Raw genomic sequence first — 26,636 nt, 5'->3', positions numbered from 1 at the left:
GTTCCGGCATGGGCACAGAGGGGCAGGGGAACAGCCAGGGGGACCTCGGGCAACCGCGGAGCAACTTCCACTTCCTGCGCGCGCAGTGGCCGTCCCTCTACGACGAAGCCCTCCGCGCCGAGCGTCTCGCCCACGCGGACCCCCGCACCTCCTGCTTCTACGCCCGCCGGGTTCTCGAGCTCGCGGTGCACTGGATGTACGACAACGACTCCGCGCTGCGCCCCCCGTACCGCAACGACCTGAGCGCGATGCTGAACGAGCCGGCCCTCAGGAATCTGGCCGGGCCGACCCTGAGCGCGAAGATGGACCTGATCAGGCGCCAGGGGAACCACGCCGTGCACCGCCCGACCCCCGTCCCGGCCAGGGACTCGGTGCGAACGGTCGCCGAGCTGTTCCACGTCTTCTACTGGTTCGCCCGCACCTACGCGCCGGACCCGGCCGCGGCCCCCGCCCCCGGCGCACGGTTCGACACCCAGCGCATCCCGCGTCCCGTCCCCGCCGACGTCCGGCTGCGCCGGCAGGCCGAGCTCAAGAAGCAGGCGGAAGAGGACCAGGCCCGCTGGGACGCCCAGGCGGAGGAGCTGGCCGCGGAACGCGCCAAGGGTGCGCGGCTGGCCTCCGAGGTGGCCGAGTTGCGCGCCCGCGTCACCGCGCTCCGCAAGGCCAACGAGGGCCGCCCGGACACCCACGACTACGACGAGGCGGCCACCCGCGACCTGTTCATCGACCTGCTCCTGAAGGAGTCGGGCTGGGATCTGGCCGATGAACGCGACCGCGAGTTCCCCGTCGCCGGTGAGCCCGGAGTGATCAGCAGGTCCGGCAAGGGCTACGTGGACTACGTGCTGTGGGGTGACGACGACCGGCCCCTCGCCGTCGTCGAGGCCAAGCGCACCCGGGCCGACGCCCGGGCCGGCCGTCAGCAGGCCGCGCTGTACGCGGACGCGCTCGAAGCCGCGTACCACCAGCGGCCGGTGATCTTCTACACCAACGGTTACGAGACCTATCTGTGGGACGAGGGCAACGGCTACCCGCCCCGCAAGGTCCAGGGCTTCCGCACCAAGGACGAACTCCACTGGCTCATCCGCCAGCGTGCCGGCCGTCTCGCCCTGAAGTCGTCCAACGTGAACCAGGGCATCGCGGGCCGCCCCTACCAACTGCACGCCATCCAGCGCGTGAGCGAGGGCTTCGAGAAGGACAGGCGCCGCCGCGCCCTGCTCGTCATGGCGACCGGCACCGGCAAGACCCGCACCACCGTGGCCTTCGCCGAGTTGTTGCAGCGGGCGGGCTGGGCGCGTCGCATCCTGTTCCTGGCCGACCGGCAGGCTCTGGTCAACCAGGCCGTGCGGGCGTTCAAGGAGCACCTGCCGAACAGCGTGACGGTCAACCTCCTCACCGAGAAGACGACCGACGCGCATGTCTACGTCTCGACGTACCCGACCATGATGAACCTGGTCAACGAGGTCACGGAGGACGGCCGCCGGCGCTTCGGACCGGGCTTCTTCGACCTGGTCGTCATCGACGAGGCCCACCGCTCGGTCTACGACAAGTACGGCGAGCTCTTCGAGTACTTCGACAGCCTCCTTCTGGGGCTGACCGCCACCCCCAAGGACGACGTCGACCACAACACGTACCAGCTGTTCCAGCTGGAGGACGGCGTCCCCACCGACTCCTACAGCCTCGACCAGGCGGCCGCGGACCACTTCCTGGTGAAGCCCAACGTCGTCGACGTCCCCTTCGACTCCCTCCGGCGCGGCTTCCGCTACGACGACCTCACCGAGGAGCAGAAGGAGGCGTGGGACAACCTGGAATGGACCGAGGACGGTCAGGTCCCGGACGAGGTCTCCGCCGACGAGGTCAATCGCTTCCTGTTCAACCGCCCGACCGTGGACAAAGCACTTGAGGTGCTGATGCGGCACGGTCTGCGCGTCGAGGGCGGCGACCGGCTCGGCAAGACGATCATCTTCGCGAAGAACAACAAGCACGCGCTGTTCATCGAGGAGCGCTACAACCTGCACTACCCCCGGGGCGCGGGCAACGACGCCCGCGTCATCACCTACCAGGAGAAGAACCCCCAGCAGCTCATCGACGACTTCTCCGACCCGGCCAAGGCCCCGGACATCGCGATCTCCGTCGACATGCTGGACACCGGCATCGACGTGCCCGAGGTACTCAACCTGGTCCTGTTCAAGCCGGTGTACTCCCGCACCAAGTTCTGGCAGATGATCGGCCGGGGCACCCGTCTGTGCGAGAACGTCCACGGGCCCGGCCGTGACAAGGACGGCTTCCACGTCTTCGACCTGTGCGGCAACGCCGAGTTCTTCAACCAGGAGCTCGACCGCGCACCGGCCCGTCAGGCTCCGACGCTCACCGAGAAGCTCCTGCAGCGGCAGCTCGACCTCATCCGCACGCTCGACCGGCGCCAGGCACCCGACCCGGCGCAGGACGGCGGCCCCGAGGCCTTCGAGACGGAGGCGTCGCTGCGCTGGGCGGCCGCGCACCGGCTCCACGCGACCGTGCGGGGCATGAACCTCGACAACTTCCTCGTACGACCGCACCGCCGCCATGTCGAACGGTTCGGCGCAGACTTCGCCGCCTGGCACCGCATCGACGACGACGCGGCCCACGCGCTGAGCGAGGACGTCCTCGGACTGCCCTCCGACTACTGGCCCGAGGGCGAGGACAGGGGCGAGGAGGCCAAGCGCTTCGACCTCCTCGCCTACCGCCTGCAGCTCTCGGCCCTGGAGGGCGGCTCCGACTACGTCCGCCTGCGCGGCCAGGTGCAGGAGATCGCCCGCGACCTGCTCGGCCGGACCAACATTCCCGCCGTCCGCGGCCGGGCCGAACTGCTCGAAGCCGTCGCCGGCGACGCGTGGTGGCAGAACGTGACCGTCCCGATGCTGGAGCACGTACGCCGCCGTGTACGCGGTCTGGCCCACCTGATCGAGACCCCGGCCGCCCGGAAGATCGTCTACACCGACATAGCGGAGGAACCCGGAACGCTGTCGGAGGTCGAGCTCAGGGGACTGCCCGTCGGCACGGACGAGGAGCGCTTCAAGCAGAAGGCCCGCGCCTACCTCCAGACCCACCGCGAGCAGGAAGCCGTCCGCAAACTGCGCGAGAACGAGCAGATCACGGCCGAGGACCTGGCCGCACTCGAAGAGGTCTTCCTGTCCGAAGGAGTCGCCTCCGCCGAGGACCTGGAGCAGAGAAACGCCGCCGAGGGAGGCCTCGGTGTGTTCCTGCGCCGCATCGGCGGCCTGGACAAGGCCGCAGCGCAGGAGGCGTTCTCCGGTTTCATCGCCGAGCACGACCTCTCCGCCGACCAGATCGACCTCGTCGGCCTGATGGTCCGCTATGCGGCGGCGAACGGCCTCATCGGCATCCGCGACCTGTACGAGAACAACTTCTTCAGAAGCCGCGGGCTCATCGACGACTACTTCACCGACGACGAGATCGATGAGCTGGACGTCGTCTTCCGCACGCTGCGCTCCCGCGCGATCCCCGACACGGACCTCGCCGCGTGAGGCGCGGCTCGGTACCGGCGAAGGGAGAATGAGCCCATGCCCGACCTCGACGCCCTGCGTGCCCGCTTCGCCCGCGCCCTGGAAGGAGCCCGCGGTCCCGGCGCCGGCCCCGACCCGGTGCCGTACGCCGACAACCTGCTCGCCCGCTGGCAGGAGCCGCAGCGCCACTACCACACGCTCGATCACCTCACCGCCGTCCTCGACCACGTGGACGTACTGGAGGAGTACGCCGCCGACCCGGACGTCGTACGGCTGGCCGCCTGGTTCCACGACGCCGTCTACCTCCCCGACCGCTCCGAGAACGAGGAACGCTCCGCCCACCTAGCCGAGCGCGCGCTGACCGAGGCCGGGGTGGGGCGGGAGAGGACCGCCGAGGTCGCCCGTCTGGTCCGGCTCACCGTGACCCACGACCCCGCCGGCGACGACCGCGACGGCCAGGTGCTGTGCGACGCCGATCTGGCGATCCTGGCCGCGCCGCCGTCCGCGTACGCCGCCTACACCGCCGCCGTCCGGGAGGAGTACCACTTCGTGCCGAACGACGCCTTCCGTGCGGGCCGTGCCGCGATCCTGCGCCAACTCCTCGCTCTGGACCGGCTGTTCAGAACGCCGTACGGCCAGGAGAAGTGGGAGGCGACGGCCCGCTACAACCTCGCCGGCGAGCTGGAAATGCTGTCGACCTGAGCGGCCCGGCCCACCTAGTGTGCGGACCATGCGTGCCATAGGTGGGGATCAGGTGGAAGAGGCCGTCGCGGGCTGTGTGACGGCACTGCGGACGGCCGTGCACCGGGACTGGACGGAAGTGAAGGCCGGCCGGCTGGAGTGGAGTTGCCACAAGACGGCGTTCCACATCGCCGAGGACCTCATCGCGTACGCCGCCAACCTGGCGGGCCGCGCCCAGGACGCCTACGTCCCCTTCGAGATCACCCTCGACGAGGGCACCGACAACACCGGCCTGCTGCACGTGATCACGACGACCGGCGCCCTGCTCGCCGCCGCCGTCCGCACCGCCCCGCGTGACGTCCGCGCCTTCCATCCGTACCCCTTCCGCAGCGCCGACCGCGAGGGCTTCGCCGCGATGGGCATCGCCGAGGTGCTGCTGCACACGCACGACATCGCCGAGGGCCTCGGGCTGGTCCACGAACCCTCTGAGGAGCTGGCCGAGTCCGTACTGACCTGGCTCTTCCCGCACGTCCAGCCCGGTCCGGCCGCCTGGCCGACGCTGCTGTGGGCCACCGGCCGCGGCGAACTGCCCGGCCGTGCCCCGGTCACCGAGTGGCGCTGGCGCAACAACCTGGTCATCCCCGCCGAACGCCTCACCCTGGTCGGCGTCCGCCCCGCCGCCGCCCGCGATCTGCGCCTCGGCGGCGACGGCGGCTTCGAGTGGGCCGAGGGCGGCCCGTTCCAGGGCACGCGGGACGCGGCCGGGATGGTGGTCAAGTCGTACGAGGCGGGCGTGCACCGGCCGGAGTTCGGGCTGTTCGTGCTCGTCCGGCGCGAGGACGGCCGCGCGGTCGGCGGCATGGGCTTCCACGGCGCCCCGGACGAGGAGGGCGGCGCGGAGGTCGGCTACGACCTCGTCGAGACCGCCCGCGGCCAGGGCTACGCCACCGAGGCCCTGCGCGCGCTGTCGGAATGGGCGCTGGCCCGGGACGACGTCAACCTGCTGATGGCGGCCGTCGACCGGGACAACCTCCCCTCACAGGGCGTGGTGACACGCGCCGGCTACACCCGGGCCACCATGGAGGAGGAGCGGACCGCGCACGAGGAGCAGGACATGGACGGCGTGCTGCAGTTGTACCTCCGCCGGGCCTAGGTCGGACACGGCCTAGCCGTCAGTCCCCCGGCGCTTGCGTCTGCGCAGTCCGGACTTGTGCAGCAGCCGCACCACCTCGCGGCTGCTGACCTCCACCGCTCCGGCGGCCACCGCGTCCGCGTACCGGTGCGACGGGATGTCGTAGTGGTCGCGCTCGAAGGCCCGCCGGGGCACGCCGAGTTCCCCGGCGAAGAGGTGCAGTTCGTCGTACGACACATCGCTGACCAGGTGCGACCACAGGCGGCCGTGTCCGGGCCAGGCCGGCGGGTCGATGTACACCGTCACGGGAGCCTCACGAGGACGACATCCCGCCCGTCACCGGCCCCAGCGCCCCCACCGCCGCGACCTTCACGCCCGCCTTGTGGCACACCCAGTGCGGGTCGGGCCCGAGTTCCGGCTCGACGTCCAGGGCGTGCGGGTCGCCGGAGCCGCACACCGGGCACAGCGGCCAGCGCCCGTACCGGTCCAGGAGCGCGTCCTGCACGTCCTGGGCGATCAGCCCGGCCACATAGCCCTGCCCCTCCGGCCACTGCTCGACCCACCACCGCCGCTGGGCGACGGACTCCTCGACCAGCGAGACGACGTCCGCCTCGGCGACATCACCCGCGACCAGGTCGGCCAGTACGAGGGCGCGGGCGGCGTGCAACGCCTGCTCCAGGGGGCTGATGGGGTTCATGCACCCATTGTGCGCACTCTTGACCGGGACACCGAGCCGAAAATATCTTTCATTCGTGACCCAGGACGTGAAGGAAATTTTCGGGGGAGCCCTGGCCGCCAAGGTCCGCACGCTCGCCCCGTCGATGACCCGCTCCATGCAGCGCGTCGCCGAAGCCGTCGCGAACGACCCGGCGGGCTGCGCGGCCCTCACGGTCACCGGCCTCGCCGAACTCACCGGCACCAGCGAGGCCACGGTCGTACGCACCGCCCGCCTGCTGGGCTACCCCGGCTACCGCGACCTGCGCCTCGCCCTCGCCGGCCTCGCCGCCCAGCAGCAGTCCGGCCGCGCCCCCGCCATCACCACCGACATCGCGGTCGACGACCCTCTGGCCGACGTCGTCGCCAAACTCGCCTACGACGAGCAGCAGACCCTCGCCGACACCGCCGCCGGACTCGACACCGCCCAGCTCGGCGCCGCCGTCGCCGCGCTCGCCGTGGCCCGGCGGACGGACGTGTACGGCATCGGCGCCTCGGGGCTGGTCGCGCAGGACCTCACCCAGAAGCTGCTGCGGATAGGCCTGATAGCCCACGCGCACAGCGATCCGCACCTCGCCGTCACCAACGCCGTGCAGTTGCGGGCGGGGGACGTGGCGATCGCGATCACGCACTCGGGGTCGACGGGGGACGTCATAGAGCCGCTGCGGGTCGCCTTCGAGCACGGGGCGACGACGGTGGCGGTCACCGGGCGGCCGGACTCGCCGGTCACCCAGTACGCCGACCATGTGCTGACCACGTCCACGGCCCGGGAGAGCGAACTGCGGCCGGCCGCGATGTCCTCGCGGACCGGTCAGCTGCTGGTGGTGGACTGCCTGTTCGTCGGGGTGGCGCAGCGGACCTACGAAACGGCGGCGCCGGCGCTGGCTGCCTCGTACGAGGCACTGGCCCACCGCCATCGGAGTGGTTCACGCTGAACCCGGGCACGCTGCGCCATCCTCACCGAAGTCCTCGTGAAACCGATGTCCTCGTGAAACCGCAGTCCCCGTGAAACCGCAGTCCCCGTGAAAAGGGAAACCGGAAAGAGCCACCCCCCATGACCTCCACCTCCGACGCCCGCGACCTGCGCGCCGAGTTGGCCGCCCTGACCACCGAGGCGTTCCGTCCGGAACTCGCCGACATCGACCGGCTGCCCACCCGCGAGATCACCCGCCTCATGAACGGTGAGGACACGGCCGTGCCCGCCGCCGTCGCCGAACAGCTCCCGCGGATCGCGACCGCCATCGACGCCCTCGCCGAGCGCATGCGGCGCGGCGGGCGGCTGATCTACGCGGGCGCGGGCACCGCCGGACGGCTCGGCGTGCTGGACGCCTCCGAGTGCCCGCCGACCTTCAACACCGACCCCGACCGGGTCGTCGGCCTGATCGCGGGCGGCCCGGAGGCGATGGTGACGTCCGTGGAGGGGGCGGAGGACTCCAAGGAGCTGGCGCACCGGGACCTGGACGCGCTGAAGCTGACCCCCGAGGACACGGTGGTCGGCGTCTCCGCCTCCGGCCGCACCCCGTACGCGATCGGCGCCGTCGAACACGCCCGCGCCCAGGGCGCCCTGACCATCGGCCTGGCCTGCAACCGGGACAGCGCGCTCGCGGCGGCGGCCGAGCACGGCATCGAGGTCGTCGTCGGCCCCGAGCTGATCACGGGCTCCACTCGGCTGAAGGCGGGTACGGCCCAGAAGCTGGTCCTCAACATGCTGTCGACGATCACGATGATCCGCCTGGGCAAGACGTACGGGAACCTGATGGTCGACGTACGCGCCTCCAACGACAAGCTGCGCGCCCGCTCCCGCCGGATCGTCGCGCTGGCCACGGGCGCGGCGGACGAGGAGATCGAGAAGGCCCTCACGGAGAGCGGCGGCGAGGTGAAGAACGCGATCCTGGTCCTCCTGGCCGGCGTGGACGGCCCGACGGCCGCCCGCCTTCTGGAGGACTCCGGCGGCCATCTGCGCGCCGCGCTGGCGGCGACGGGCGGCTGACCCGCACGCTCGGGGGGTGCACACCTCGTACGACACCGCCGCCGCCGTCCTCCCCCTGGTGGGCGGTCCCGCGAACGTCACCTCCGTCGCCCACTGCATGACCCGGCTGCGGCTCGGGCTCGCCGATCCGTCGGTCGTCGACGAGGAGGGGCTGAGGGGGCTGCCCGGGGTGCTGGGTCTGGTCGTGGACGGCGGGTCGTGCCAGATCGTGCTGGGGCCGGGGGTGGTCGCCGAGGTCACGGCGGAGGTCGAGGCCCTGCTGGCGGCCCGCACGACCGCCGAGGAACTGGCCGCCCGGGGCGCCGGCTTGAGGGAGCGGCACCGGCAGCGCAACGCGACCCCGGTCAAGACCGCCCTCCGCCGCGTCGCGAACGTCTTCGTCCCCCTGATCCCGGCCCTGATCGGCTGCGGCGTCCTCGCCGGCCTGAGCGGCCTGCTGGTGAACGCCGGCTGGCTACCGGGCCTGACCCCCGCCCTCTCCGCGATCGCCTCCGCCTTCATGGCGCTGATCGCGGTGTTCGTCGGCTACCAGACGGCGAAGGAGTTCGGGGGCACGCCGGTGCTGGGCGGGGCGGTGGCGGCCGTGGTCGTGTACCCGGGCGTGGCGAAGGTGACGGCGTTCGGTGTGCACCTGGTCCCCGGGCAGGGCGGGGTGCTGGGCGCGCTGGCGGCGGCGCTGCTGGGCACGTACGTGGAGAGGTGGTGCCGGGGCCGAGTGCCGGGCGCCCTGGACGTGCTGCTGACGCCGACCGTGACCGTCCTGGTCGCCGGCCTGGTGACGCTCTACGGCCTGATGTACGCGGCCGGCGCGGTGGCCTCGGCGATCGGCACGGCGGCCGACTGGCTGCTGGCGACCACGGGCGCGTTCGCCGGACTGGTCCTGGGCGGGCTGTTCCTGCCCCTGGTGATGCTGGGCCTGCACCAGGCCCTTATCCCCATCCACACCACCCTCATCCAACAGCAGGGCTACACGGTCCTGCTCCCGGTCCTCGCGATGGCGGGCGCGGGCCAGGTGGGCGCGGCGCTGGCGGTGTACGTCCGCCTGCGCCACGACGTCTCGCTGCGTACGACGATCAGGTCGGCGCTCCCGGCCGGTCTGCTGGGCGTCGGCGAGCCGCTCATCTACGGCGTCTCCCTCCCCCTGGGGCGGCCGTTCCTGACCGCCTGTGCGGGCGGGGCGGCGGGCGGGGCCTTCGTCGGGTTCTTCGCGATGCTGGGCGACAAGGTCGGGGCGACGGCGATCGGGCCGTCGGGCTGGGCCCTGTTCCCGCTGCTGGCGGGGAACAGGAGCCTGGCCCTGACGGCGTCGATCTACGCGGGGGGACTGCTGGTCGGGTACGGGGTGGGCTTCCTGGCGACGTATGTGGTCGTCAGCCCGCCCGGTAGCCGGAAACCCGGGCGATCCACTTGATGAAGTCGCCGGGGTCCTGGTCGGCGCCGTGCCCGGCGTCCCAGTAGTACTTGATGTCGACGTCGTCGCCGAGGTTGTCCAGCCGGGCGGCCGGGTTGGAGGCGACGGTCAGCGAGGTGTCGGAGTCCTTGGTGCCGAGCCGGATCCACCAGTGCTTCGCGCGGTGCGGGTTGACCTTCTCGACCAGGTGGAACATCGGGTTCATCAGGGCGAGCTTGGCGGGGATGTCGCTGTCCGGGCGCGCTGCCGCCCGAGGTGTGGCGCAGGCTGTAGAGGGTGAAGTGGCGGGCCTTGGTGGTGCCCGTGAGATGCCGCCAAAATTGTCAGCATGACCTCGGGAGGGGCGGAGGTTGACCGGATCCAGCCGTCAGGGCCGCGACATCGCCCGCAGCGCGTCCGTCAGACGCTCGGCCGTACGTACGTTGCAGCGCCCCAGATCGACCAGGGCGAACGGCTTCTCGCTGGCTCCGGTGACGGGGTCGACCCGAAGGGAGGGCAACACCACACCGACGCCTTCCAGGGCGGCCCGCAGGGACTCCACGACTTCCTCGGTCGAGCGCATCTCCGTCTCCCTCCACGATGAGTTGCCGTATCGACACACAGAGTGACCGCTACCCGTCCGGCCCGGCGATATCACCTGCCGCGACGCCTGTCCGGCCCGCGCAAGCACGACAATGGCGGGAGGCACCCAGGTCACCCCCTCTCGCCCGAGCATCCGAAGGACTACGTGGACCGATCATGAACCACGCCCAACTCACCGCCCTCGGCCGCGCCCTCCGCGTGCTCGGCGAGCACGGGGACGCGCTCACCGTCGACACGCCGGACGCCCGGCTGCACGAGGTCAAGGCCGACCTGCGCCGGGCTCTGGATCTGCTGGACGAGAGCGTCGGCAACGGCGCCGCCACCACCCGGTGTCCCGAACATCCGACCGGGCCCGTCGACGAGAGCGCCCCCGATCTCTGCCTCCTCTGCGAGACCCGGCGGCGCGCCGCCCGGCGGTCGGAGTTCGGCGGCGGCCGGCCGCAGACCGCTGAATCCGCGTCCTCCGCCCCGTCCCGTTACGGGGTCCGCGGGGACCGCCCCCAGCCCCAGCAGCGCTGGCTGCCGGAGCTGTGGAACGGCAGGGAGTGGCAGTTGTGCGGCACCCCGCGCCGGGACCGCAGGGAGGCAGAGCTGTACCTCGCCGCCCAGCGGCGCGGGTCGCGGCCCGCGATGGCGTACCGGCTGGTGCACGAGTTCACCGACTACGAGGTGCTGCGGGTGTGGGGCACCCCCGTGCAGACCGACATCGAGCCGCTGGGGAATCTGTAGTACTCCAGCCCCCCTCAGCCGGCCAGCGGCAGTGCCTCGAACCCGTACCCCTCCCACAGCCGGCGGCTCGCCTCCTGCGGAAACGCCGTCACCGTCGGCTCCACGTCCAGCACCTGCACCAGGCGCCGCTCGTCGTCGTACTCCGGCCAGCCGGGGTCGCCCGTCCGGGCGAACGACGTCCAGGACCGGCGGAAGCGGGACGACAGTGCCTCCGCCTCCGGAGGGACGTCGACGCCGGCGAAGAGCAGGGCGCCGAGGTCGGCCTTGAAGTTGCCGAACAGCAACGACACGTCCAGGAAGTGGCAGGCGCCCAGGGTGCCGCCGTTCCCGGGGGCGGGGTAGGTGAGTTCGTAGTAGTGCACACGGCCGCCGCCCGCTCGCTGGGCCTGAGCCAGACGGAGGGTGGGGATGGCGAACAGCCAGTCGGTCTGGACGCGTTCGTACAGCTCGGCCGGGGTGGCCTCGGGGAACGCCGCCCGGTAGGCCTGCTCACCGGCCTCGCCGCCCGGTGCGTACAGGCGCAGCGCGGAGGTCGCCCGCTCCTCGGTGATCCGGCCGGTCATACCGCCGAGGGCGAGGAAGAGGCGGAACTCGTCGCGGTTGTGGCCGGCGACGAGGTCGATGTCCCGGGCGGCTCCGGACGCCAGCGCCTGCCAGGGCGTCGTGGGCAGCACCTCGCCGTCGACGACCGGGGCGAAGGGGGTCGTCGTGGGTGCGGCCTTGCCCCACCGGTCGAGGTACCGGACCATTTTCTCGCCCAGTGCCAGTCCCGCGTAGGTCAGTTTGCGCGGGTCGACCGTCGACAGGTCGGCGGCCGTCGGGCGCAGGCCCGCCTCCGCCGCGAGGGCGGTGCCGATGTCCCGGGCGAGGGCGTCGGAGAAGTACGTGCCCGGCACGCTCTGGGCGATGGCCCGCCCGAAGAGGCCCTTCGCCCTCGGCATCGCCAGCAGCGAGGCCACCGATCCGGCGCCGGCCGACTCACCCATGACGGTGACCTGTCCGGGGTCGCCGCCGAACGCCGTGATGTTGTCCCGTACCCATTCCAGGGCCGCCACCTGGTCCAGGAGGCCGCGGTTGGCGGGGGCGCCGTCCAGCGCGGCGAAGCCCTCGATGCCCACGCGGTAGTTGAAGGTGACCACGACGAGGTCGCCGTCGCGGGCGATGTGCCGGGCGTCGTAACCGGGGCTGCCCGCGTGGCCCAGCTTGTAGGCGCCGCCGTAGATCCACACCATGACGGGGCGGGCGGACGCCGGGTCCGGTTCGGGGGTCCAGACGTTGACCGTCAGCCAGTCGTCGTCCCGCGGGATGTCCGGTACGGCGCCCGTACGAGCCTGGAGGCCCGGTTCCTGCGGGGGCGGTGGCCCGAACTCGTACGCCTCGCGGGTCCCGTCCCAGGCCCGGGGCGGGCGCGGTGCCGCGAACCTCGCCGGCCCGACCGGGGGTTCGGCGAACGGGATGCCCCGGAAGACCGCCAGGCCGTGTTCGCGGCGCCCGCGCACGGCGCCCGCGGTGGTCCGTACGACTGGCCCCTCGGCCGAGGAGGAGGGGGAGGAGGAGTTCGTCGCCCCGTGGGACTCCGTGGTCGTCATCAAAGCTCCCTACTGGTCTGCGGCTGTTCCGCGGCGTGCTTCTCGATGAAGTCTCGCGTGCGCTGCTCGTCCAGTTGGTACACCGTCTCGTGCGCCCGTGGGTCGCGGGCGTGGAAGGTGTGGAACATCGGGCTCGCCGGTCCGCCGAGCTCCACCAGCGAGGCCGACGCCCCGCGCACCACCCGTTCGGTGCCGGGGGCACAGGTCAGGTCGACGCGGCTGACGACGCCCGGCGTGACCCACACCGGCGTCCGCTCCAGGAAGCCGAAGAGCTGGAGGTGGAAGTGTCCGGTGAGGATCACCCGGACGTCGGTGTCGCGGATCGCGTCGGCCAGTTCGGCCGGGTCGAGCAGGCCGAACGCCCGCTGGGTCGGTACGTCGAGGGTGACCGGAGGGTGGTGGAAGACCAGGACCGTGCCGTGTTCGGCGGGCGTCCGCAGCACCTCGCGGAGCCAGTCGAGCTGGGCGGTGCCGAGGCGGCCGTACACCTTGCCGGGTACGAGGGAGTCCAGCGTGACGAAGCGGTGGCCGCCGACGGTGCTCACGGCCGCCCGTTCCCGCTCGGCCGACTGAAGGACGGTCTCCGCCCGGTCGGTGCCGTCCGCCGCCAGATGCCCGCTGCCCAGCACCTTGCCGAACGCCTCGCGCTCGTCGTGGTTGCCGGTGCTGTAGAAGACCGGCGCCTGCCGGACACGGGCGAACTCCCCCACCAGCTCCCGTACGGTCCGGTACGCCTCCACCGCTCCGTCGTCGGCGAGGTCGCCGCTGACGACGATCGCGTCGATGTTCCGCTGGTGGCGCAGTTCGGTGAGCATCAGGCGCAGGGACTCGGTGGCGAGCGCGCCCTGCGCGTCGGGGGTGGCGGTGCGCTCGATGTGGGTGTCGGAAAGGTGAAGGATCCTCATCTCCCGCACCGTAACGGGGGGTTGGCAGCGGATCCAGGGCCAATGTCCCGGCCCTGGCTCCGTTCCGCGTGTCAGCCCTCCGTCGTCAGCTCAGCGTCTTCAGCGCGGCGGCGTCGTACGGCTTCAGCTCGTCGAAGCGGCCGGCGAGGACCTTCGCCGCCCACTCGGGGTCCTGGAGCAGGGCGCGGCCGACGGCGACCAGGTCGAACTCGTCGGCTTCGAGGCGGTCGAGGAGGTCGTCGAGGCCCTTGACCGGGGAGCCCTCACCCTGGAAGGCGTTGATGAAGTCGCCGTCGAGGCCGATCGAGCCGACGCTGATGGCGGGCTTGCCGGTCAGCTTCTTCGTCCAGCCGGCGAGGTTGAGGTCGGAGCCGTCGAACTCGGGGAACCAGTAGCGGCGGGTGGAGGCGTGGAAGGCGTCGACACCGGCCGCGGCGAGCGGGGTGAGGATGGCCTCCAGCTCCTCGGGGGTCTCGGCGAGCCGGGCGTCGTAGGCCTCCTGCTTCCACTGCGAGTAGCGGAACAGGATGGGGAACTCCGGCGAGACCTTCTCGCGGACCGCGGCGACGATCTCGGCGGCGAACCGGGTACGGGCCACGGGGTCGCCGCCGTAGGCGTCGGTGCGGCGGTTGGTGCCGGCCCAGAGGAACTGGTCGATGAGGTAGCCGTGGGCGCCGTGGATCTCGACGCCGTCGAAGCCGATACGCTCGGCGTCGGCGGCGGCCTCGGCGAACGCTCCGATGACGTCGTCCAGGTCCTGCCGGGTCATCGTCTTGGCGTCGGCGGTGCCGTTGATGCGCAGGCCGGAGGGGCCGACGGAGGGGGCGTCCGGGTAGGGCAGCTCACCCTGGTTGCGGACCGTGCCGATGTGCCAGAGCTGCGGGACGATGGTGCCGCCCGCCTCGTGCACCGCCCCGGCCACCTTCTGCCAGCCCGCGAGCTGCTCCTCGCCGTGGAAGCGGGGGACTCGGCCGCTCTGACCCGCCGACTCGTGGCCGACGTACGTCCCCTCGGTGACGATCAGGCCCACACCGGCGGCGGCGCGACGGGCGTAGTACGACAGCACGTCCTCGCCGGGGATGCCGCCCGGGGAGAACTTACGGGTCATCGGCGCCATCGCGATGCGGTTCGGGACGGTCAGGCCGTTGATCGTCGTCGGCCGGGACAGGATCAGCGCCGCGCGGGCGGCGGACTCGGTGGCGGTGACGGTCACGTGGGGGCTCCTCAGGGTTGACCAGTCGGTATGTGCATACGCATGCAGTAAAACCGACTCGTCCGGCGCGGCATTCCGGCCGCGCTGTGATCCCGGACACGCCCGAGGGCGGCACCCCCTGTCTCCAGGGAGTGCCGCCCTCGGTCTCGTACAGCGATGAACTCGTGATCCCGGTGAGGATCAGAAGTCCATGTCACCGCCCGGCATGCCGCCACCGGCGGGCGCGGCGGCCTTCTCCGGCTTGTCGGCGATGACGGCCTCGGTGGTGAGGAACAGCGCGGCGATGGAGGCGGCGTTCTGCAGCGCGGAACGGGTCACCTTCGCCGGGTCGATGATGCCTTCCTTGACCAGGTCGACGTACTCACCGGTCGCGGCGTTCAGGCCGTGGCCCGGGGTCAGGTTGCGCACCTTCTCCACCACGACACCGCCCTCGAGGCCGGCGTTGACGGCGATCTGCTTCAGCGGGGCCTCGAGCGCGAGCTTCACGGCCTGGGCGCCGGTCGCCTCGTCACCCTCGAGCTCCAGCTTCTCGAAGACGGCGGTGGCCTGGATGAGGGCCACGCCACCACCGGCGACGATGCCCTCCTCGACGGCCGCCTTGGCGTTGCGGACGGCGTCCTCGATGCGGTGCTTGCGCTCCTTGAGCTCCACCTCGGTGGCGGCACCGGCCTTGATGACCGCGACACCGCCGGCGAGCTTCGCCAGGCGCTCCTGCAGCTTCTCGCGGTCGTAGTCCGAGTCGCTGTTCTCGATCTCGGCGCGGATCTGGTTGACCCGGCCGGCGACCTGGTCGGCGGAGCCGGAGCCGTCGACGATGGTGGTCTCGTCCTTGGTGATGACGACCTTGCGGGCGCGGCCCAGGAGGTCCAGGGTCGCGTTCTCCAGCTTGAGGCCGACCTCCTCGGAGATGACCTCGCCGCCCGTGAGGATGGCGATGTCGCCGAGCATGGCCTTGCGGCGGTCACCGAAGCCCGGGGCCTTGACGGCCACGGACTTGAAGGTGCCGCGGATCTTGTTGACGACCAGGGTCGACAGGGCCTCGCCCTCGACGTCCTCGGCGATGATCAGCAGCGGCTTGCCCGACTGCATGACCTTCTCCAGCAGCGGGAGCAGGTCCTTGACCGAGGAGATCTTGGAGTTGGCGATCAGGATGTACGGGTCGTCGAGGACGGCCTCCATACGCTCCATGTCGGTGGCGAAGTACGCCGAGATGTAGCCCTTGTCGAAGCGCATACCCTCGGTGAGCTCCAGCTCCAGACCGAAGGTCTGGGACTCCTCGACGGTGATGACGCCTTCCTTGCCGACCTTGTCCATGGCCTCGGCGATGAGCTCGCCGATCTGGGTGTCGGCGGCGGAGATGGAGGCCGTGGAGGCGATCTGCTCCTTGGTCTCGACGTCCTTCGCCTGCTCCAGCAGGGCGGCGGAGACGGCCTCGACGGCCTTCTCGATACCGCGCTTCAGGGCCATCGGGTTGGCACCGGCGGCCACGTTGCGCAGGCCCTCGCGGACCAGCGCCTGGGCCAGGACGGTCGCCGTGGTCGTACCGTCACCGGCGACGTCGTCCGTCTTCTTGGCGACTTCCTTGACCAGCTCGGCGCCGATCTTCTCGTACGGGTCCTCGAGCTCGATCTCCTTGGCGATGGAGACACCATCGTTGGTGATCGTGGGGGCGCCCCACTTCTTCTCGAGGACGACGTTGCGGCCCTTGGGGCCGAGCGTCACCTTGACGGCGTCCGCGAGCTGGTTCATGCCGCGCTCGAGGCCGCGCCGCGCCTCCTCGTCGAACGCGATGATCTTGGCCATGTGAAGTGGTCCCTCCAGGACTGGGGGTGATTCCTTCGGACCGCGCCCGCGCCCGCGACGGACGGCTCGCGGACCCCGTGGTTCCTTGCCCCACTTGGCCTGCGGGCCTCACCGACCCGGTCCTTCGCTGTCACTCTCACCTTCAGAGTGCTAACGCCAATGATTAGCACTCGGCATGGTCGAGTGCAAGCGGCTACCAGGGTTTGGGCGGGGCGCTCCGCCGCGCGCGAACAGGGGTGCGCCCCCGCCCGGACAGGGCGAAGGGCCCGCACCCCGAGAGGCACGAGCCCTTCACTTGTATTAACGTTCAGGCGGTGACGCGAACCATGTCGGCCTGCGGACCCTTCTGGCCCTGCGAGATCTCGAACTCGACCCGCTGGCCCTCTTCCAGGGTGCGGTAGCCGTCCATCTGAATCGCGCTGTAGTGGACGAAGACGTCCGCACCACCGTCGACCGCGATGAAGCCGTACCCCTTCTCCGCGTTGAACCACTTGACGGTGCCCTGAGCCATGCCTAACTCCCCTATTACTGGCCCTTGCACAGATCCACACTTCGCGGATCCGGGTCAGACCTCACCCCCCATGGATTGGGGGCGTGCGCCGGAACGCGTCGACCGCGGCTGAATGTATCTGTCCAACTGCCGTCTGCAACAGGTCAATCGGACGAGAAATCCGGACGGGCCCGGTCGGGAATCTGCCAAAAATTCGGCTGAATTCAGGGCAAGTCGGGCTACACAAAAGCCTCAAAAGGCGCAAAAGACCCGCACACTTTGGCTACATCTTGTCGGGCGCGCGGCATGAATCCAGGGTCACCGACCCGGAGATCAGGAGCGGGTTCCCCAACTGTACCGCGCTCAATCACACTGAATTGCCCCCTCCGTTTCTCTCACGGAGGGGGCAATTCGATGAACTCTCGGTAACTGGCGTTACCGACGGTAATTGATCAATCTTCAATCAGCCGCCGGCGACGGCCGGAATGATCGACACACCCGCGCCGTCCGGGGTCACCGTCTCCAGTCCCTGCTCGAAGCGCACGTCGTCGTCGTTGACGTACACGTTGACGAACCGGCGCAGCTTGCCCTGGTCGTCCAGGACACGCGCGGCGATACCCGTGTGGTTCTTCTCCAGGTCGGCGATGACCTCGGCGAGGGTCGCGCCGTCGGCCTGGACCTCGGCCCGACCGCCGGTGTAGGTGCGCAGGATGGTGGGGATGCGGACGGTCACGCTCATGCGAGGCCAGCCTCTCGGAAGGAGTCGAGGTTCGGGCGGATCGTAGCGGTCAGGCCGGTGCCGGCCACCGCGTCCAGGGTCTTGAGGCCGTCGCCCGTGTTGAGGACGACCGTCGTCTTGGTGGGGTCGAGGACACCGTTCTCGATCAGCTTGCGCGTGACGCCCACGGTCACGCCACCCGCGGTCTCCGCGAAGATGCCCTCGGTGCGGGCCAGCAGCTTGATGGCGTCCACCACCTGCTCGTCGGTCACGTCCTCCACCGCACCGCCGGTGCGGCGCGCGATGTCGAGGACGTACGGGCCGTCGGCCGGGTTGCCGATCGCCAGCGACTTGGCGATGGTGTTCGGCTTCTGCGGCCGTACGACGTCGTGGCCCGCCTTGAAGGCGGTCGACACCGGGGAGCAGCCCTCGGCCTGGGCGCCGAAGATCTTGTACGGCCGGTCCTCGACCAGCCCGAGCTTGATCAGCTCCTGCAGACCCTTGTCGATCTTGGTGAGCTGCGAGCCGGAGGCGATCGGGACGACGATCTGGTCGGGCAGCCGCCAGCCGAGCTGCTCGCAGATTTCGTACGCCAGGGTCTTGGACCCTTCCGCGTAGTACGGCCGCAGGTTGACGTTGACGAAGCCCCAGCCCTCGCCCGCCGGGTCGCCGATCAGCTCGGAGCAGAAGCGGTTCACGTCGTCGTAGTTGCCCTCGATGCCGACGAGCTCGCCGCCGTAGACCGCGGCCATGACGACCTTGCCCTGCTCCAGGTCGTGCGGGATGAACACGCAGGAGCGGAAGCCGGCCCGGGCCGCCGCGGCACCCACCGCACCGGCCAGGTTGCCGGTGGAGGAGCAGGAGAGGGTGGTGAAACCGAAGGCGCGCGCCGCCTCCAGTGCCTGTGCCACCACACGGTCCTTGAAGGAGTGCGTGGGGTTGCCGGAGTCGTCCTTCACATACAACCGCGACGCGTTGATGCCGAGTTCACGCGCGAGGTTGTCGGCCTGGACGAGCTGGGTCCAGCCGGGGTTGATGTTGGGCTTGGTCGCCACGTCCGCCGGGACGGGCAGCAGGGGTGCGTAGCGCCAGATGTTCGCGGGTCCCGCCTCGATCCGTGCCCGGAGCTCCTCGGTGTCGTACGCCGAGAAGTCGTAGGCGATCTCCAGCGGGCCGAAACACTCCTCGCAGGCGAAGACCGGTCCGAGCGGTACCCGGTGGCCGCACTCACGGCAGCTCAGCGCCGCGGCGGGGCCGAGGTCTACGGTGGAGTCGGTGGTGCTTGCAACAGTCTGCACAGCCATGTGAGGCGAGGCCCTTTCTCCTCATCTTCCTCACGACGCATCTCGCCGTGAGACGGATTTGGCACCTTCCCTAGCCGGGAGCCTCGCGGAAACGATCGAAAGCGATCGGAAACGATCTACGAGAACCGACTGGAGGGTTGCCGGGGCTTCATCGGGCCGTGTCCCTCTGCCCCTCTGGATGAGCGGTATGCGGTTGTGAACGACGACGACCTCGGACATGCGATGGTCATCCGCGTTGTTCAAGACTGTAACCGAAGGCCAGGACAGTTGAGATAGTCGTCCGAACCGCGAGACAACAGTGAGGAGCCGCAGACTGTGCTGGAAGAAGTCGAGCGCTGGCTGAGCACCCGCTCCTGGTCCGTGACCGATCGCCCGCTCCACCGGCTCCTGGCCGCCAAGCAGCGCACGGGCCAGTCGGTCAGTGTCGTGCTGCCCGCGCTCAACGAGGAGGAGACGGTCGGGGACATCGTCGCGATCATCCGTCACGACCTCATGCAGCAGGTCCCGCTCGTCGACGAGATCGTCGTCGTCGACTCCGGGTCCACCGACCGCACCTCCGAGGTGGCCGCCGCCGCGGGCGCCCGGGTCGTCCACCGCGACGACATACTGCCGCGGATACCGGCCGTGCCCGGCAAGGGCGAGGTCCTGTGGCGCTCCCTGCTGGTCACCGGCGGGGACATCGTCTGTTTCATCGACGCCGACCTGAAGGAGTTCTCCTCGGACTTCGTCTCGGGGATCGTCGGACCGCTGCTGACCGACCCGGAGGTGGACCTGGTCAAGGGCATGTACGACCGTCCGCTCGGCGGGGCGGCGGGCCAGGGCGGCCGGGTCACCGAGCTGATGGCGCGCCCGCTGCTGAACATGCACTGGCCGCAGCTGGCCGGGTTCGTGCAGCCGCTCGGCGGCGAGTACGCGGCCCGCCGGACGCTGCTGGAGCGGCTGCCCTTCCCCGTCGGCTACGGCGTGGAGCTGGGCATGCTGGTCGACGCGCTGCACCTGGTGGGCCTGGACGCCCTCGCCCAGGTGGACGTGGGCGTACGCAAGCACCGGCACCAGGACGGGCAGGCGCTCGGCCGGATGGCCGCCGCCATCTACCGCACCGCCCAGCTCCGTCTGGCCCGCGGCCATCTGATCCGGCCCTCCCTCACCCAGTTCGAGCGGGGCGAGGAGGGCTTCGAGCCGCGCACCTTCTCCGTGGACACGGAGGAGCGGCCGCCTATGACGGAGATCGCGGAGTACGCGGCGCGTCGGGTGGCCTGACCCACGTTTGAGCGTTTCCGGGCCGGGCTAGGTTGAGGCTTATGGCTTCCACGCACGGTGCTGAGGTGCTGGTCGCGTCCAACCGCGGCCCGGTTTCGTACGAAGTCCGCGAGGACGGTTCGCTGCACGCCAAGCGGGGTGGCGGCGGGCTGGTCTCCGGGCTGTCCGCGATCGGTTCGGGCGCCGACTCCCTGTGGGTGTGCGCCGCGCTGTCCGACGGCGACCGCGAGGCGGTACGGCGCGGGGTGGGCGAGCCCGGCGTGCGGATGCTGGACATTCCGGCCGACGTGTACGCCGACGCGTACAACGGCATCGCCAACTCGGTGCTGTGGTTCGTCCACCACATGCTGTACCAGACCCCGCTGGAGCCGGTCTTCGACGCGGAGTTCCGCCGCCAGTGGGCGTCCTACCAGGCCTACAACCGGGCCTTCGCCGAGGCACTGGCCCAGGAGGCGGCGCAGGGCGCGGTGGTCGTCATCCAGGACTACCACCTGGCCCTGGCCCCCCGGATGCTCCGGGAGCTCCGTCCCGACCTGCGCATCGGGCACTTCTCCCACACCCCCTGGGCCCCGCCGGACTACTTCCGCCTGCTGCCCGACGACATCGCGGCCGAGCTGCTCGGCGGGATCCTGGGCGCGGACCGGGCGGCCTTCCTCACCCAGCGCTGGGCGGACGCGTTCACCGACTGCTGTCACGCGGTCCTCGGCCCCGGCATGCCCTCCGGCACCCGCGTCGGCGTGCACGGTCTCGGCGCGGACGCGGACTTCCTGCGGCAGCGGGCGCACCAGCCGGACGTGAAGGACCGGATGGCGGCGCTGCGGAGGGAGATCGGTTCGGCGCCCGACGGAGCGGCGCGGAAGGCGATCGTCCGGGTCGACCGCACCGAGCTGTCCAAGAACATCGTGCGCGGGATGCTGGCCTACCGGCAGCTCCTCGACGACCACCCGGAGTGGCGCGAGCGGGTGGTGCACGTGGCCTTCGCCTACCCCTCGCGCCAGGACCTCGCCGTGTACCGCGACTACACCGCCGAGGTGCAGCGGGTGGCGGAGGAGATCAACGCCACGTACGGCACGCCCGGCTGGACCCCGGTCGTCCTCCACGTCAAGGACGACTTCGCCCGCTCCCTGGCCGCCTACCGGCTGGCCGACGTCGCCCTCGTCAACCCCATCCGCGACGGCATGAACCTGGTAGCCAAGGAGGTCCCCGTCGTCTCCGACGAGGGCTGCGCCCTGGTCCTCTCCCGGGAGGCGGGCGCGTACGAGGAGCTGGGCGAGGAGGCGGTCACCGTGAACCCGTACGACATCACCGGCACCGCCCGCGCCCTCCACCAGGCCCTCACCATGCCCACCGGCGAACGCGCGGAACGAACCAAGCGGCTGGCAGCCGCGGCCACCGCCCTCCCCCCGGCCCAGTGGTTCCTGGACCAACTACGAGCCCTGAACACCTGACCCCGCCCGCCAGGCGACCTGCGCCAGCAGCCGACGGCGCCCGGGCGCACCATCCGCCACCCGACTGCTCACCGCAGCCCACCGGCCCCGCGCCGTACGGCCCGCCCACCACCGGGCCAGCCGCGGCACGCGCCGCGCAGCGTACGGGTGCTCGTCACAGGCGGACGCTGCCGCGGCGGCGGGGCCAGGCGGGCGTTGCCGCGGCGGCGGGGCCAGGCGGGCGTTGCCGCGGCGGCGGGGTCACGCGACGCCGGGCGTGCGGCGGGACGCGCCGCGCGGCAGGCGCGCAGTGGGCCGGGAGCTCGTCGCGGACGACCGGCGCCGTAGCAGCGGAGGGGCTGCACGGCACCGGGCCAACAGATCCGGAGGACGGGACCGCGCCGCGCAGCGTTGCGGGGGCTCGTCGCAGGCGACCGATGCCGCGACGGCGACGCCGGGCGTGCGGCGGGCGCGTCGCGCGGCAGGCGCGCTGTGGTCGCGGCCGGTGGCGGGGCTGTGGGGTGTGGGTCAGTGCAGGGCTGCTGCGAGGGTGCGCAGTAGTTTCATGACGCCCTGGGGGCCGTCGACCACGAGGTCTGCGCGTTCGGCGAGTTCCGTCACCTCGGTGCTGCCGCTGCAGACCAGGAGGCCGGGGATGCCGTCGGAGCGGAGTTTGTCGACGGCGGCGAAGGCGGGGAGGTCGCCGAGGTCGTCGCCGGCGTAGAGGACGGACTCGGCGCCGATCTCGCGGACGTACTCCAGCAGGGCGACGCCCTTGTCCATGCCGGGCGGGCGGAGTTCGAGGACCATGCGGCCGGGTTCGACGATCAGGCCGTTCTGGGCGGCGAGGTCGGTGAGGGGTTCGCGCAGGGCCTCGAAGGCGGCCTGGGGGTCGTCCGCGCGGCGGGTGTGGACCGCGACGGCCCGCCCCTTCTCCTCGATCCAGGTGCCGCGCCAGGCGCCGATGCGGTCGAGGAAGCCCGGCAGTTCGGCGCGGACGGCGGTGACGCCGGGGTGCGGGGCGGGGGCGCTGACGGTGCCGGTGCCGGCGTCCCAGCGTTCGGCGCCGTAGTGGCCGAGGACGACGAGGTGCTCCAGTCCGGGGACGCCCGCGAAGCCGCCGTACCGCACGGCGACGCCGGCCGGGCGGCCGGTGATCACTGCGACGGCGGCCACCTGAGGGGCGAGGGCGGCGAGCGCGGGAACGGCCTCCGGGTGGGCGCGGGCCTGGTCGGGGTCCGCGACGATCGGGGCCAGCGTCCCGTCGAAGTCGAGTCCGATCACCGCGGAGCGCGGGCGGGTGAGCAGCGCGTGCAGCCCGTCCCGCCCGGCCTGGGTGACGGGGGTAGGCAGCGGGTCCGTCGAGTCCGTCGTGTGGATGCCCATGAACCGACCCTATCCACGGGACGCCGGATGCACTCCTGGGAGCGGGTGGTCTCAGCGCTCCGCACGCCGTGCCTGGCGGACCCGGCGCAGCCGGTTGACCGTGACCGGGTCGTGGGCCAGGGCCCGCTCGTCGTCCAGGAGGGCGTTGAGCAGCTGGTAGTAGCGCACGGGGGCCAGGCCCAGTTCCTCGCGTATCGCGCGCTCCTTGGCGCCGGGGCCCGCAAAGCCCCGGCGTTCGAGCGCGAGGATGCCCTGTTCGCGTCGGCCGAGCTCGTCCCGTTCCATGCCCAGAACGGTAACGCGGGGCACCGACAACGGGTCAGCTCTGGTCCTCCGAGGTGGCCGTCGCCTGCAGGCGGCTGAGGATCGCGGAGGGGCTGCCGCCGGGGGCGACCGCCTGGCCGATGCTCTTCTTGACGCCGGCGCTGACCGCCGCCCAGGAGGTCTTGCCGACGGGGTAGAGGGAGGAGGTCGGGAGTTCCTGGAGGAAGGGCCGCAGGGCCTTGTCCCGGCCGGACGCGGCCATGATGTCGGAGGCGGAACCGGTGACCGGCAGCAGCCCGTAGCGGCGGGAGAAGTCGAGGACGTTCTTGTCGTTGTAGACGAAGTCGAGGAAGTCGCCGACCTGCTCGGCGTGCCCGTTCTGCTTGAACGCCATCATCCAGTCGGCGACGCCCATCGAGGACTGCGCCTTCTCGGTCCGCCCCGGCATCGGCACCGTACCGAACTTCACGCCCTTCTTGGCGGCCTGCTTGGCCAGCGTGGGATGCCCGTTGAGCATGCCGACCTGCCCGTCGGCGAAGGCGGCGAACGCGTCGGCGCGGTTGAGCTTGCCGGGGGCGACCGGACCGGTCAGTCCCTTGCCGACGAGGTCGTCCTTGAGCCAGGTGAAGGTGTCGATGTTCTGCGAGGAGGCGAGGGAGTACGAGCCGACGTTGTCGGTGTAGCCGCCGTCCCCGCTGAGCAGCCACTGCATGGTCTCGGCCTGTGCCTCCTCCGGGCCGAGCGGCAGCGCGTAGGGGTATTTCACACCCTCGGCCTTGAGCTTCTCGGCGTCGGCGGCGAGCTCGCTCCAGGTGGTGGGCGGGGTGAGGCCGGCCCGGGCGAAGAGGGTCTTGTTGTAGAAGAGCACGCGGGTGGAGGCGGCGAAGGGTATGCCGTACTGCAGATGGTTCCACTGGCCCGCCTCGGCGAGCTGGGAGACGAAGTCGGCCTGGACGGGGATGGAGAGCAGGTCGGAGACCTGGTACAGCTTGCCCGCCGCCGCGTAGTCGGCGTACGCGCCGATCTGCGCCATGTCGGGTGCCTTGCCGGCGTCGACCATCTCCTTGACCTTGCGGTCGACGTCGTTCCAGGAGTAGACGGTGACCTCGACCTTCACCCCGGAGTGCTTGGCCTCGTACTGCTCGACCAGTTCGTCCCAGTACTTCTTCGAACTGTCGGCGGCGGAGTCCCCGTAGTCGGCGGCGACGAGTCTCAGGGTCACGTCGGACGATCCGGTGCTCCCGCAGCCACCGAGGACCGCGGTCATGCCCAGCGCGGCTGCCGCCGCGATCGTTCCTGCCGTACGACGTGCCACTGCGTTACGCCCCAAACCCTGCTGTCTTTTGTTCAATATGTGGACTCCATAAGGTCTACACCACGCGAGTGGACTAGACCTCTTGCGGGTCCGCGGGCCACACTACCCCCGTGAGACATGTCATCGCCGTCGACGTGGGCGGTACCGGGATGAAGGCCGCCCTCATCGGGCCGGACGGCGAACTGCTGCACCGCGCCCGCCGGGCGACCGGCCGCGAGCGCGGGCCCGACGCGGTGGTCGAGGGCATCCTCGGCTTCGCCGCCGACCTGCGCGCCCACGGCGAGCAGCGGTTCGGCGAACCGGCCGCCGCGGCGGGCCTCGCCGTCCCCGGGATCGTCGACGAGGGCCGGGGCATCGCCGTCTACGCGGCCAACCTCGGCTGGCGGGACGTACCCCTGCGCGCCCTGCTCGCCGAGCGGCTCGGCGTCCCGGTCGCCCTCGGCCACGACGTGCGCACCGGCGGGCTCGCCGAGGGCCGGATCGGCGCGGGCCGGGGCACCGACCGGTTCCTGTTCGTGGCGCTGGGCACCGGGATCGCGGGCGCCATCGGCATCGACGGCCGGGTGGAGGCGGGCGCGCACGGCTTCGCGGGCGAGATCGGCCACATCGTCGTACGGCCCGGCGGCACCCCCTGCCCCTGCGGACAGCACGGCTGCCTGGAGCGGTACGCGTCCGCCGCCGCCGTGAGCGAGGCCTGGGCGTCCGCCTCCAAGAACCCGGAAGCGGACGCCGCCGGCTGCGCGAAGGCCGTCATGTCCGGCGACCCGAACGCCGTCCGGGTCTGGCAGGAGGCGGTGGACGCGCTGGCCGACGGCCTGGTCACCGCGCTCACCCTGCTGGACCCGCGCACGCTGATCATCGGCGGCGGGCTCGCCGAGGCGGGGGAAACCCTGTTCGCACCGCTCAGGGAGGCCGTCCGGCGGCGCGTCACCTTCCAGAAGCCGCCGTCCCTCGTCCCCGCGGCCCTCGGGGACACCGCCGGGTGCCTGGGCGCGGGGCTGCTCGCCCGGGATCTCCTCGAATCCACCGACCCTTCGGAGGTAACCGCCTGATGGCCCCCACCATGGTTCTCGCCGGTGCCCGGGTGGTGCTTCCCACCGGGATCACGCAGGACGGGCGCGTGATCGTCGAGGGTACGCAGATCGCCGGAGCCGCCCCCGCGGACGCCGAGGTCGTCGACGTACGAGGCCACTGGGTGGTCCCGGGCTTCGTCGACATCCACAACCACGGCGGCGGCGGCGCCTCCTTCTCCGGCCCGGTGGACGACGTCCTCACCGCCATCCGCGCGCACCGCCGGCACGGCACGACCACGCTGGTCGCCTCCACCGTCACCGACGACATGGACTTCCTGACCCGGCAGGCGGGCCTGCTGTCGGAGCTGGCCGAGCAGGGCGACCTGGCCGGGATCCACTTCGAGGGCCCGTTCATCTCGCCGTGCCGCAAGGGCGCCCACTCCGAGGAACTGCTGCGCGACCCGGACCCGGCCGAGGTGCGCAAGCTGATCGACGCGGCGCGCGGGCAGGCGCGGATGGTCACCCTCGCCACCGAACTGCCGGGCGGCATCGACTCCGTGCGGCTGCTGGCGGAGCACGGCGTGATCGCGGCGGTCGGGCACACGGACGCCACGTACGAGCAGACGGTCGCGGCGATCGACGCGGGCGCCACCGTCGCCACCCACCTCTTCAACGCCATGCCCGTACTCGGCCACCGCTCCCCCGGCCCGATCGCCGCCCTCCTGGAGGACGAGCGGGTCACGGTCGAGCTGATCAACGACGGCACACATCTGCACCCCGCCGCCCTGAAGCTGGCGTTCCGTCACGCGGGCGCCGCACGGGTGGCGTTCATCACGGACGCGATGGACGCGGCCGGCACCGGCGACGGCCGCTACATGCTCGGCCCGCTGGAGGTCGAGGTCAGCGAGGGCGTGGCCCGGCTGGTGGAGGGCGGCTCCATCGCGGGCTCGACGCTGACGCTGGACCGCGCGTTCAAGCGGGCGGTGACGGTCGACGGACTGCCGGTTCAGGACGTGGTGGCGGCCCTGTCCGCCACCCCGGCCCGTCTGCTGGGCATGGACGACCGCGTCGGCTCCCTGGAGCCCGGCAGGGACGCCGACCTGGTGCTGCTGGACGAGGCGTTCGACCTCAAGGGCGTGATGCGCCGGGGCGAATGGGTGGTCGATCCCCAACTGGGCTGATCTGTCCCCGAGTCGACGAACGGTGG

At 71.4% G+C, this 26,636-nt stretch carries 24 protein-coding genes, 1 pseudogene and 1 riboswitch; of the genes and pseudogenes, 11 read left to right on the top strand and 14 right to left on the bottom strand.

The annotated features are described in order from the left end of the window. The first annotated feature begins 8 nt into the window (after positions 1 to 8). Genes ACZ7L0_RS33565 through ACZ7L0_RS33555 form a run of 3 tightly spaced genes read left to right on the top strand, consistent with a single transcriptional unit; the run spans position 9 to position 5,337 of the window. Entirely contained in the window at positions 9 to 3,524 is a 3,516-nt protein-coding gene (locus ACZ7L0_RS33565; protein ID WP_471246306.1) for a DEAD/DEAH box helicase family protein, read from the top strand. A gap of 36 nt (positions 3,525 to 3,560) precedes the next feature. Continuing rightward, entirely contained in the window at positions 3,561 to 4,205 is a 645-nt protein-coding gene (locus tag ACZ7L0_RS33560; protein WP_471246305.1) for an HD domain-containing protein, read from the top strand. 28 nt (positions 4,206 to 4,233) lie between these two features. After that, positions 4,234 to 5,337 (top strand): GNAT family N-acetyltransferase, encoded by a 1,104-nt coding sequence (locus ACZ7L0_RS33555; protein WP_471246304.1) that lies wholly within the window; start codon positions 4,234 to 4,236, stop codon positions 5,335 to 5,337. Between the two features lie 12 nt (positions 5,338 to 5,349). On the opposite strand, the gene ACZ7L0_RS33550 is transcribed toward ACZ7L0_RS33555, so the two are convergent. Further along, complete coding sequence (locus ACZ7L0_RS33550) at positions 5,350 to 5,622, bottom strand: DUF4031 domain-containing protein (RefSeq protein WP_471246303.1); 273 nt, start codon at positions 5,620 to 5,622, stop codon at positions 5,350 to 5,352. Between the two features lie 7 nt (positions 5,623 to 5,629). After that, positions 5,630 to 6,013, bottom strand: a complete 384-nt coding sequence (locus ACZ7L0_RS33545; protein ID WP_471246302.1) for a hypothetical protein — start codon at positions 6,011 to 6,013, stop codon at positions 5,630 to 5,632. A 55-nt stretch (positions 6,014 to 6,068) separates the two neighbouring features. On the opposite strand from ACZ7L0_RS33545, the gene ACZ7L0_RS33540 reads away from it, so the two are divergent. The 3 genes from ACZ7L0_RS33540 to ACZ7L0_RS33530 all read left to right on the top strand — a co-directional run bounded on the left by ACZ7L0_RS33540 (position 6,069) and on the right by ACZ7L0_RS33530 (position 9,431). Then, entirely contained in the window at positions 6,069 to 6,965 is an 897-nt protein-coding gene (locus tag ACZ7L0_RS33540; RefSeq protein ID WP_471246301.1) for a MurR/RpiR family transcriptional regulator, read from the top strand. A gap of 119 nt (positions 6,966 to 7,084) precedes the next feature. Further along, positions 7,085 to 8,020, top strand: a complete 936-nt coding sequence (gene murQ / locus ACZ7L0_RS33535) for an N-acetylmuramic acid 6-phosphate etherase (RefSeq protein WP_471246300.1) — start codon at positions 7,085 to 7,087, stop codon at positions 8,018 to 8,020. Positions 8,021 to 8,036: 16 nt separating this feature from the next. Next, positions 8,037 to 9,431 (top strand): PTS transporter subunit EIIC, encoded by a 1,395-nt coding sequence (locus tag ACZ7L0_RS33530; protein ID WP_471246299.1) that lies wholly within the window; start codon positions 8,037 to 8,039, stop codon positions 9,429 to 9,431. Here the strand turns inward: ACZ7L0_RS33530 and ACZ7L0_RS33525 are convergent. Both ACZ7L0_RS33525 and ACZ7L0_RS33520 read right to left on the bottom strand, forming a co-directional pair. Further along, positions 9,391 to 9,636, bottom strand: a complete 246-nt coding sequence (locus tag ACZ7L0_RS33525; RefSeq protein ID WP_471246298.1) for a hypothetical protein — start codon at positions 9,634 to 9,636, stop codon at positions 9,391 to 9,393. The two genes, ACZ7L0_RS33530 and ACZ7L0_RS33525, sit on opposite strands and share 41 nt — an antisense overlap. Before the next feature lie 165 nt (positions 9,637 to 9,801). Further along, a pseudogene (locus ACZ7L0_RS33520) lies at positions 9,802 to 9,993 on the bottom strand (hypothetical protein); the annotation flags it as partial. 176 nt (positions 9,994 to 10,169) lie between these two features. Between ACZ7L0_RS33520 and ACZ7L0_RS33515 the strand changes: the two are divergent. Beyond that, positions 10,170 to 10,742: a hypothetical protein gene (locus ACZ7L0_RS33515; RefSeq protein WP_471246297.1), complete on the top strand. Its 573-nt coding sequence runs from the start codon at positions 10,170 to 10,172 to the stop codon at positions 10,740 to 10,742. A 14-nt stretch (positions 10,743 to 10,756) separates the two neighbouring features. Here ACZ7L0_RS33515 and ACZ7L0_RS33510 read toward each other — a convergent pair whose 3' ends face one another. The 7 genes from ACZ7L0_RS33510 to thrC form a co-directional block, all read right to left on the bottom strand. Continuing rightward, entirely contained in the window at positions 10,757 to 12,331 is a 1,575-nt protein-coding gene (locus tag ACZ7L0_RS33510; protein WP_471246296.1) for a carboxylesterase/lipase family protein, read from the bottom strand. Continuing rightward, entirely contained in the window at positions 12,331 to 13,236 is a 906-nt protein-coding gene (locus tag ACZ7L0_RS33505; protein ID WP_471246295.1) for a metallophosphoesterase family protein, read from the bottom strand. Before ACZ7L0_RS33505 ends, ACZ7L0_RS33510 begins: the two co-directional genes overlap by 1 nt. A gap of 85 nt (positions 13,237 to 13,321) precedes the next feature. After that, positions 13,322 to 14,449: an NADH:flavin oxidoreductase gene (locus tag ACZ7L0_RS33500; protein WP_471246294.1), complete on the bottom strand. Its 1,128-nt coding sequence runs from the start codon at positions 14,447 to 14,449 to the stop codon at positions 13,322 to 13,324. 180 nt (positions 14,450 to 14,629) lie between these two features. Continuing rightward, a complete protein-coding gene (groL, locus tag ACZ7L0_RS33495; protein ID WP_471246293.1) occupies positions 14,630 to 16,252 on the bottom strand; it encodes a chaperonin GroEL in 1,623 nt (540 codons plus the stop codon). A gap of 307 nt (positions 16,253 to 16,559) precedes the next feature. After that, the gene (locus tag ACZ7L0_RS33490; protein ID WP_004986573.1) at positions 16,560 to 16,763 is read right to left on the bottom strand and encodes a cold-shock protein; all 204 of its coding nucleotides are present in this window, start codon (positions 16,761 to 16,763) and stop codon (positions 16,560 to 16,562) included. A gap of 442 nt (positions 16,764 to 17,205) precedes the next feature. After that, complete coding sequence (locus tag ACZ7L0_RS33485; RefSeq protein WP_471246292.1) at positions 17,206 to 17,481, bottom strand: MoaD/ThiS family protein; 276 nt, start codon at positions 17,479 to 17,481, stop codon at positions 17,206 to 17,208. Then, positions 17,478 to 18,764 (bottom strand): threonine synthase, encoded by a 1,287-nt coding sequence (gene thrC, locus ACZ7L0_RS33480; RefSeq protein ID WP_471246291.1) that lies wholly within the window; start codon positions 18,762 to 18,764, stop codon positions 17,478 to 17,480. The genes ACZ7L0_RS33485 and thrC overlap by 4 nt, the downstream gene beginning before the upstream one ends. An 18-nt stretch (positions 18,765 to 18,782) precedes the next feature. After that, a riboswitch (SAM riboswitch) is annotated at positions 18,783 to 18,949 on the bottom strand. A 130-nt stretch (positions 18,950 to 19,079) separates the two neighbouring features. Between thrC and ACZ7L0_RS33475 the strand changes: the two genes are divergently transcribed. Continuing rightward, entirely contained in the window at positions 19,080 to 20,024 is a 945-nt protein-coding gene (locus tag ACZ7L0_RS33475) for a glucosyl-3-phosphoglycerate synthase (RefSeq protein WP_471246290.1), read from the top strand. A 41-nt stretch (positions 20,025 to 20,065) separates the two neighbouring features. Continuing rightward, positions 20,066 to 21,472, top strand: a complete 1,407-nt coding sequence (locus tag ACZ7L0_RS33470; protein WP_471246289.1) for an alpha,alpha-trehalose-phosphate synthase (UDP-forming) — start codon at positions 20,066 to 20,068, stop codon at positions 21,470 to 21,472. A gap of 507 nt (positions 21,473 to 21,979) precedes the next feature. Here the strand turns inward: ACZ7L0_RS33470 and otsB are convergent. From otsB to ACZ7L0_RS33455, 3 genes are read right to left on the bottom strand one after another with little or no spacing between them, the layout of a single operon-like run. After that, a complete protein-coding gene (gene otsB / locus ACZ7L0_RS33465; protein WP_471246288.1) occupies positions 21,980 to 22,837 on the bottom strand; it encodes a trehalose-phosphatase in 858 nt (285 codons plus the stop codon). A gap of 51 nt (positions 22,838 to 22,888) precedes the next feature. After that, positions 22,889 to 23,122 carry a DUF3263 domain-containing protein gene (locus ACZ7L0_RS33460; RefSeq protein WP_471246287.1) on the bottom strand — a complete coding sequence of 78 codons (234 nt, stop codon included), beginning with the start codon at positions 23,120 to 23,122 and terminating at the stop codon, positions 22,889 to 22,891. Positions 23,123 to 23,156: 34 nt separating this feature from the next. Then, positions 23,157 to 24,416, bottom strand: coding sequence for an extracellular solute-binding protein (locus ACZ7L0_RS33455; RefSeq protein WP_471246286.1), 1,260 nt, complete (start codon positions 24,414 to 24,416; stop codon positions 23,157 to 23,159). A 110-nt stretch (positions 24,417 to 24,526) separates the two neighbouring features. On the opposite strand from ACZ7L0_RS33455, the gene ACZ7L0_RS33450 reads away from it, so the two are divergent. Next, positions 24,527 to 25,468: an ROK family protein gene (locus ACZ7L0_RS33450; RefSeq protein ID WP_471246285.1), complete on the top strand. Its 942-nt coding sequence runs from the start codon at positions 24,527 to 24,529 to the stop codon at positions 25,466 to 25,468. Continuing rightward, positions 25,468 to 26,610 (top strand): N-acetylglucosamine-6-phosphate deacetylase, encoded by a 1,143-nt coding sequence (nagA, locus tag ACZ7L0_RS33445; protein WP_471246284.1) that lies wholly within the window; start codon positions 25,468 to 25,470, stop codon positions 26,608 to 26,610. The genes ACZ7L0_RS33450 and nagA overlap by 1 nt, the downstream gene beginning before the upstream one ends. Positions 26,611 to 26,636: the final 26 nt, after the last annotated feature.

The organism is Streptomyces sp. NPDC039424 (assembly GCF_055639495.1).
This window is presented reverse-complemented; position numbering and strand designations above follow the sequence as displayed.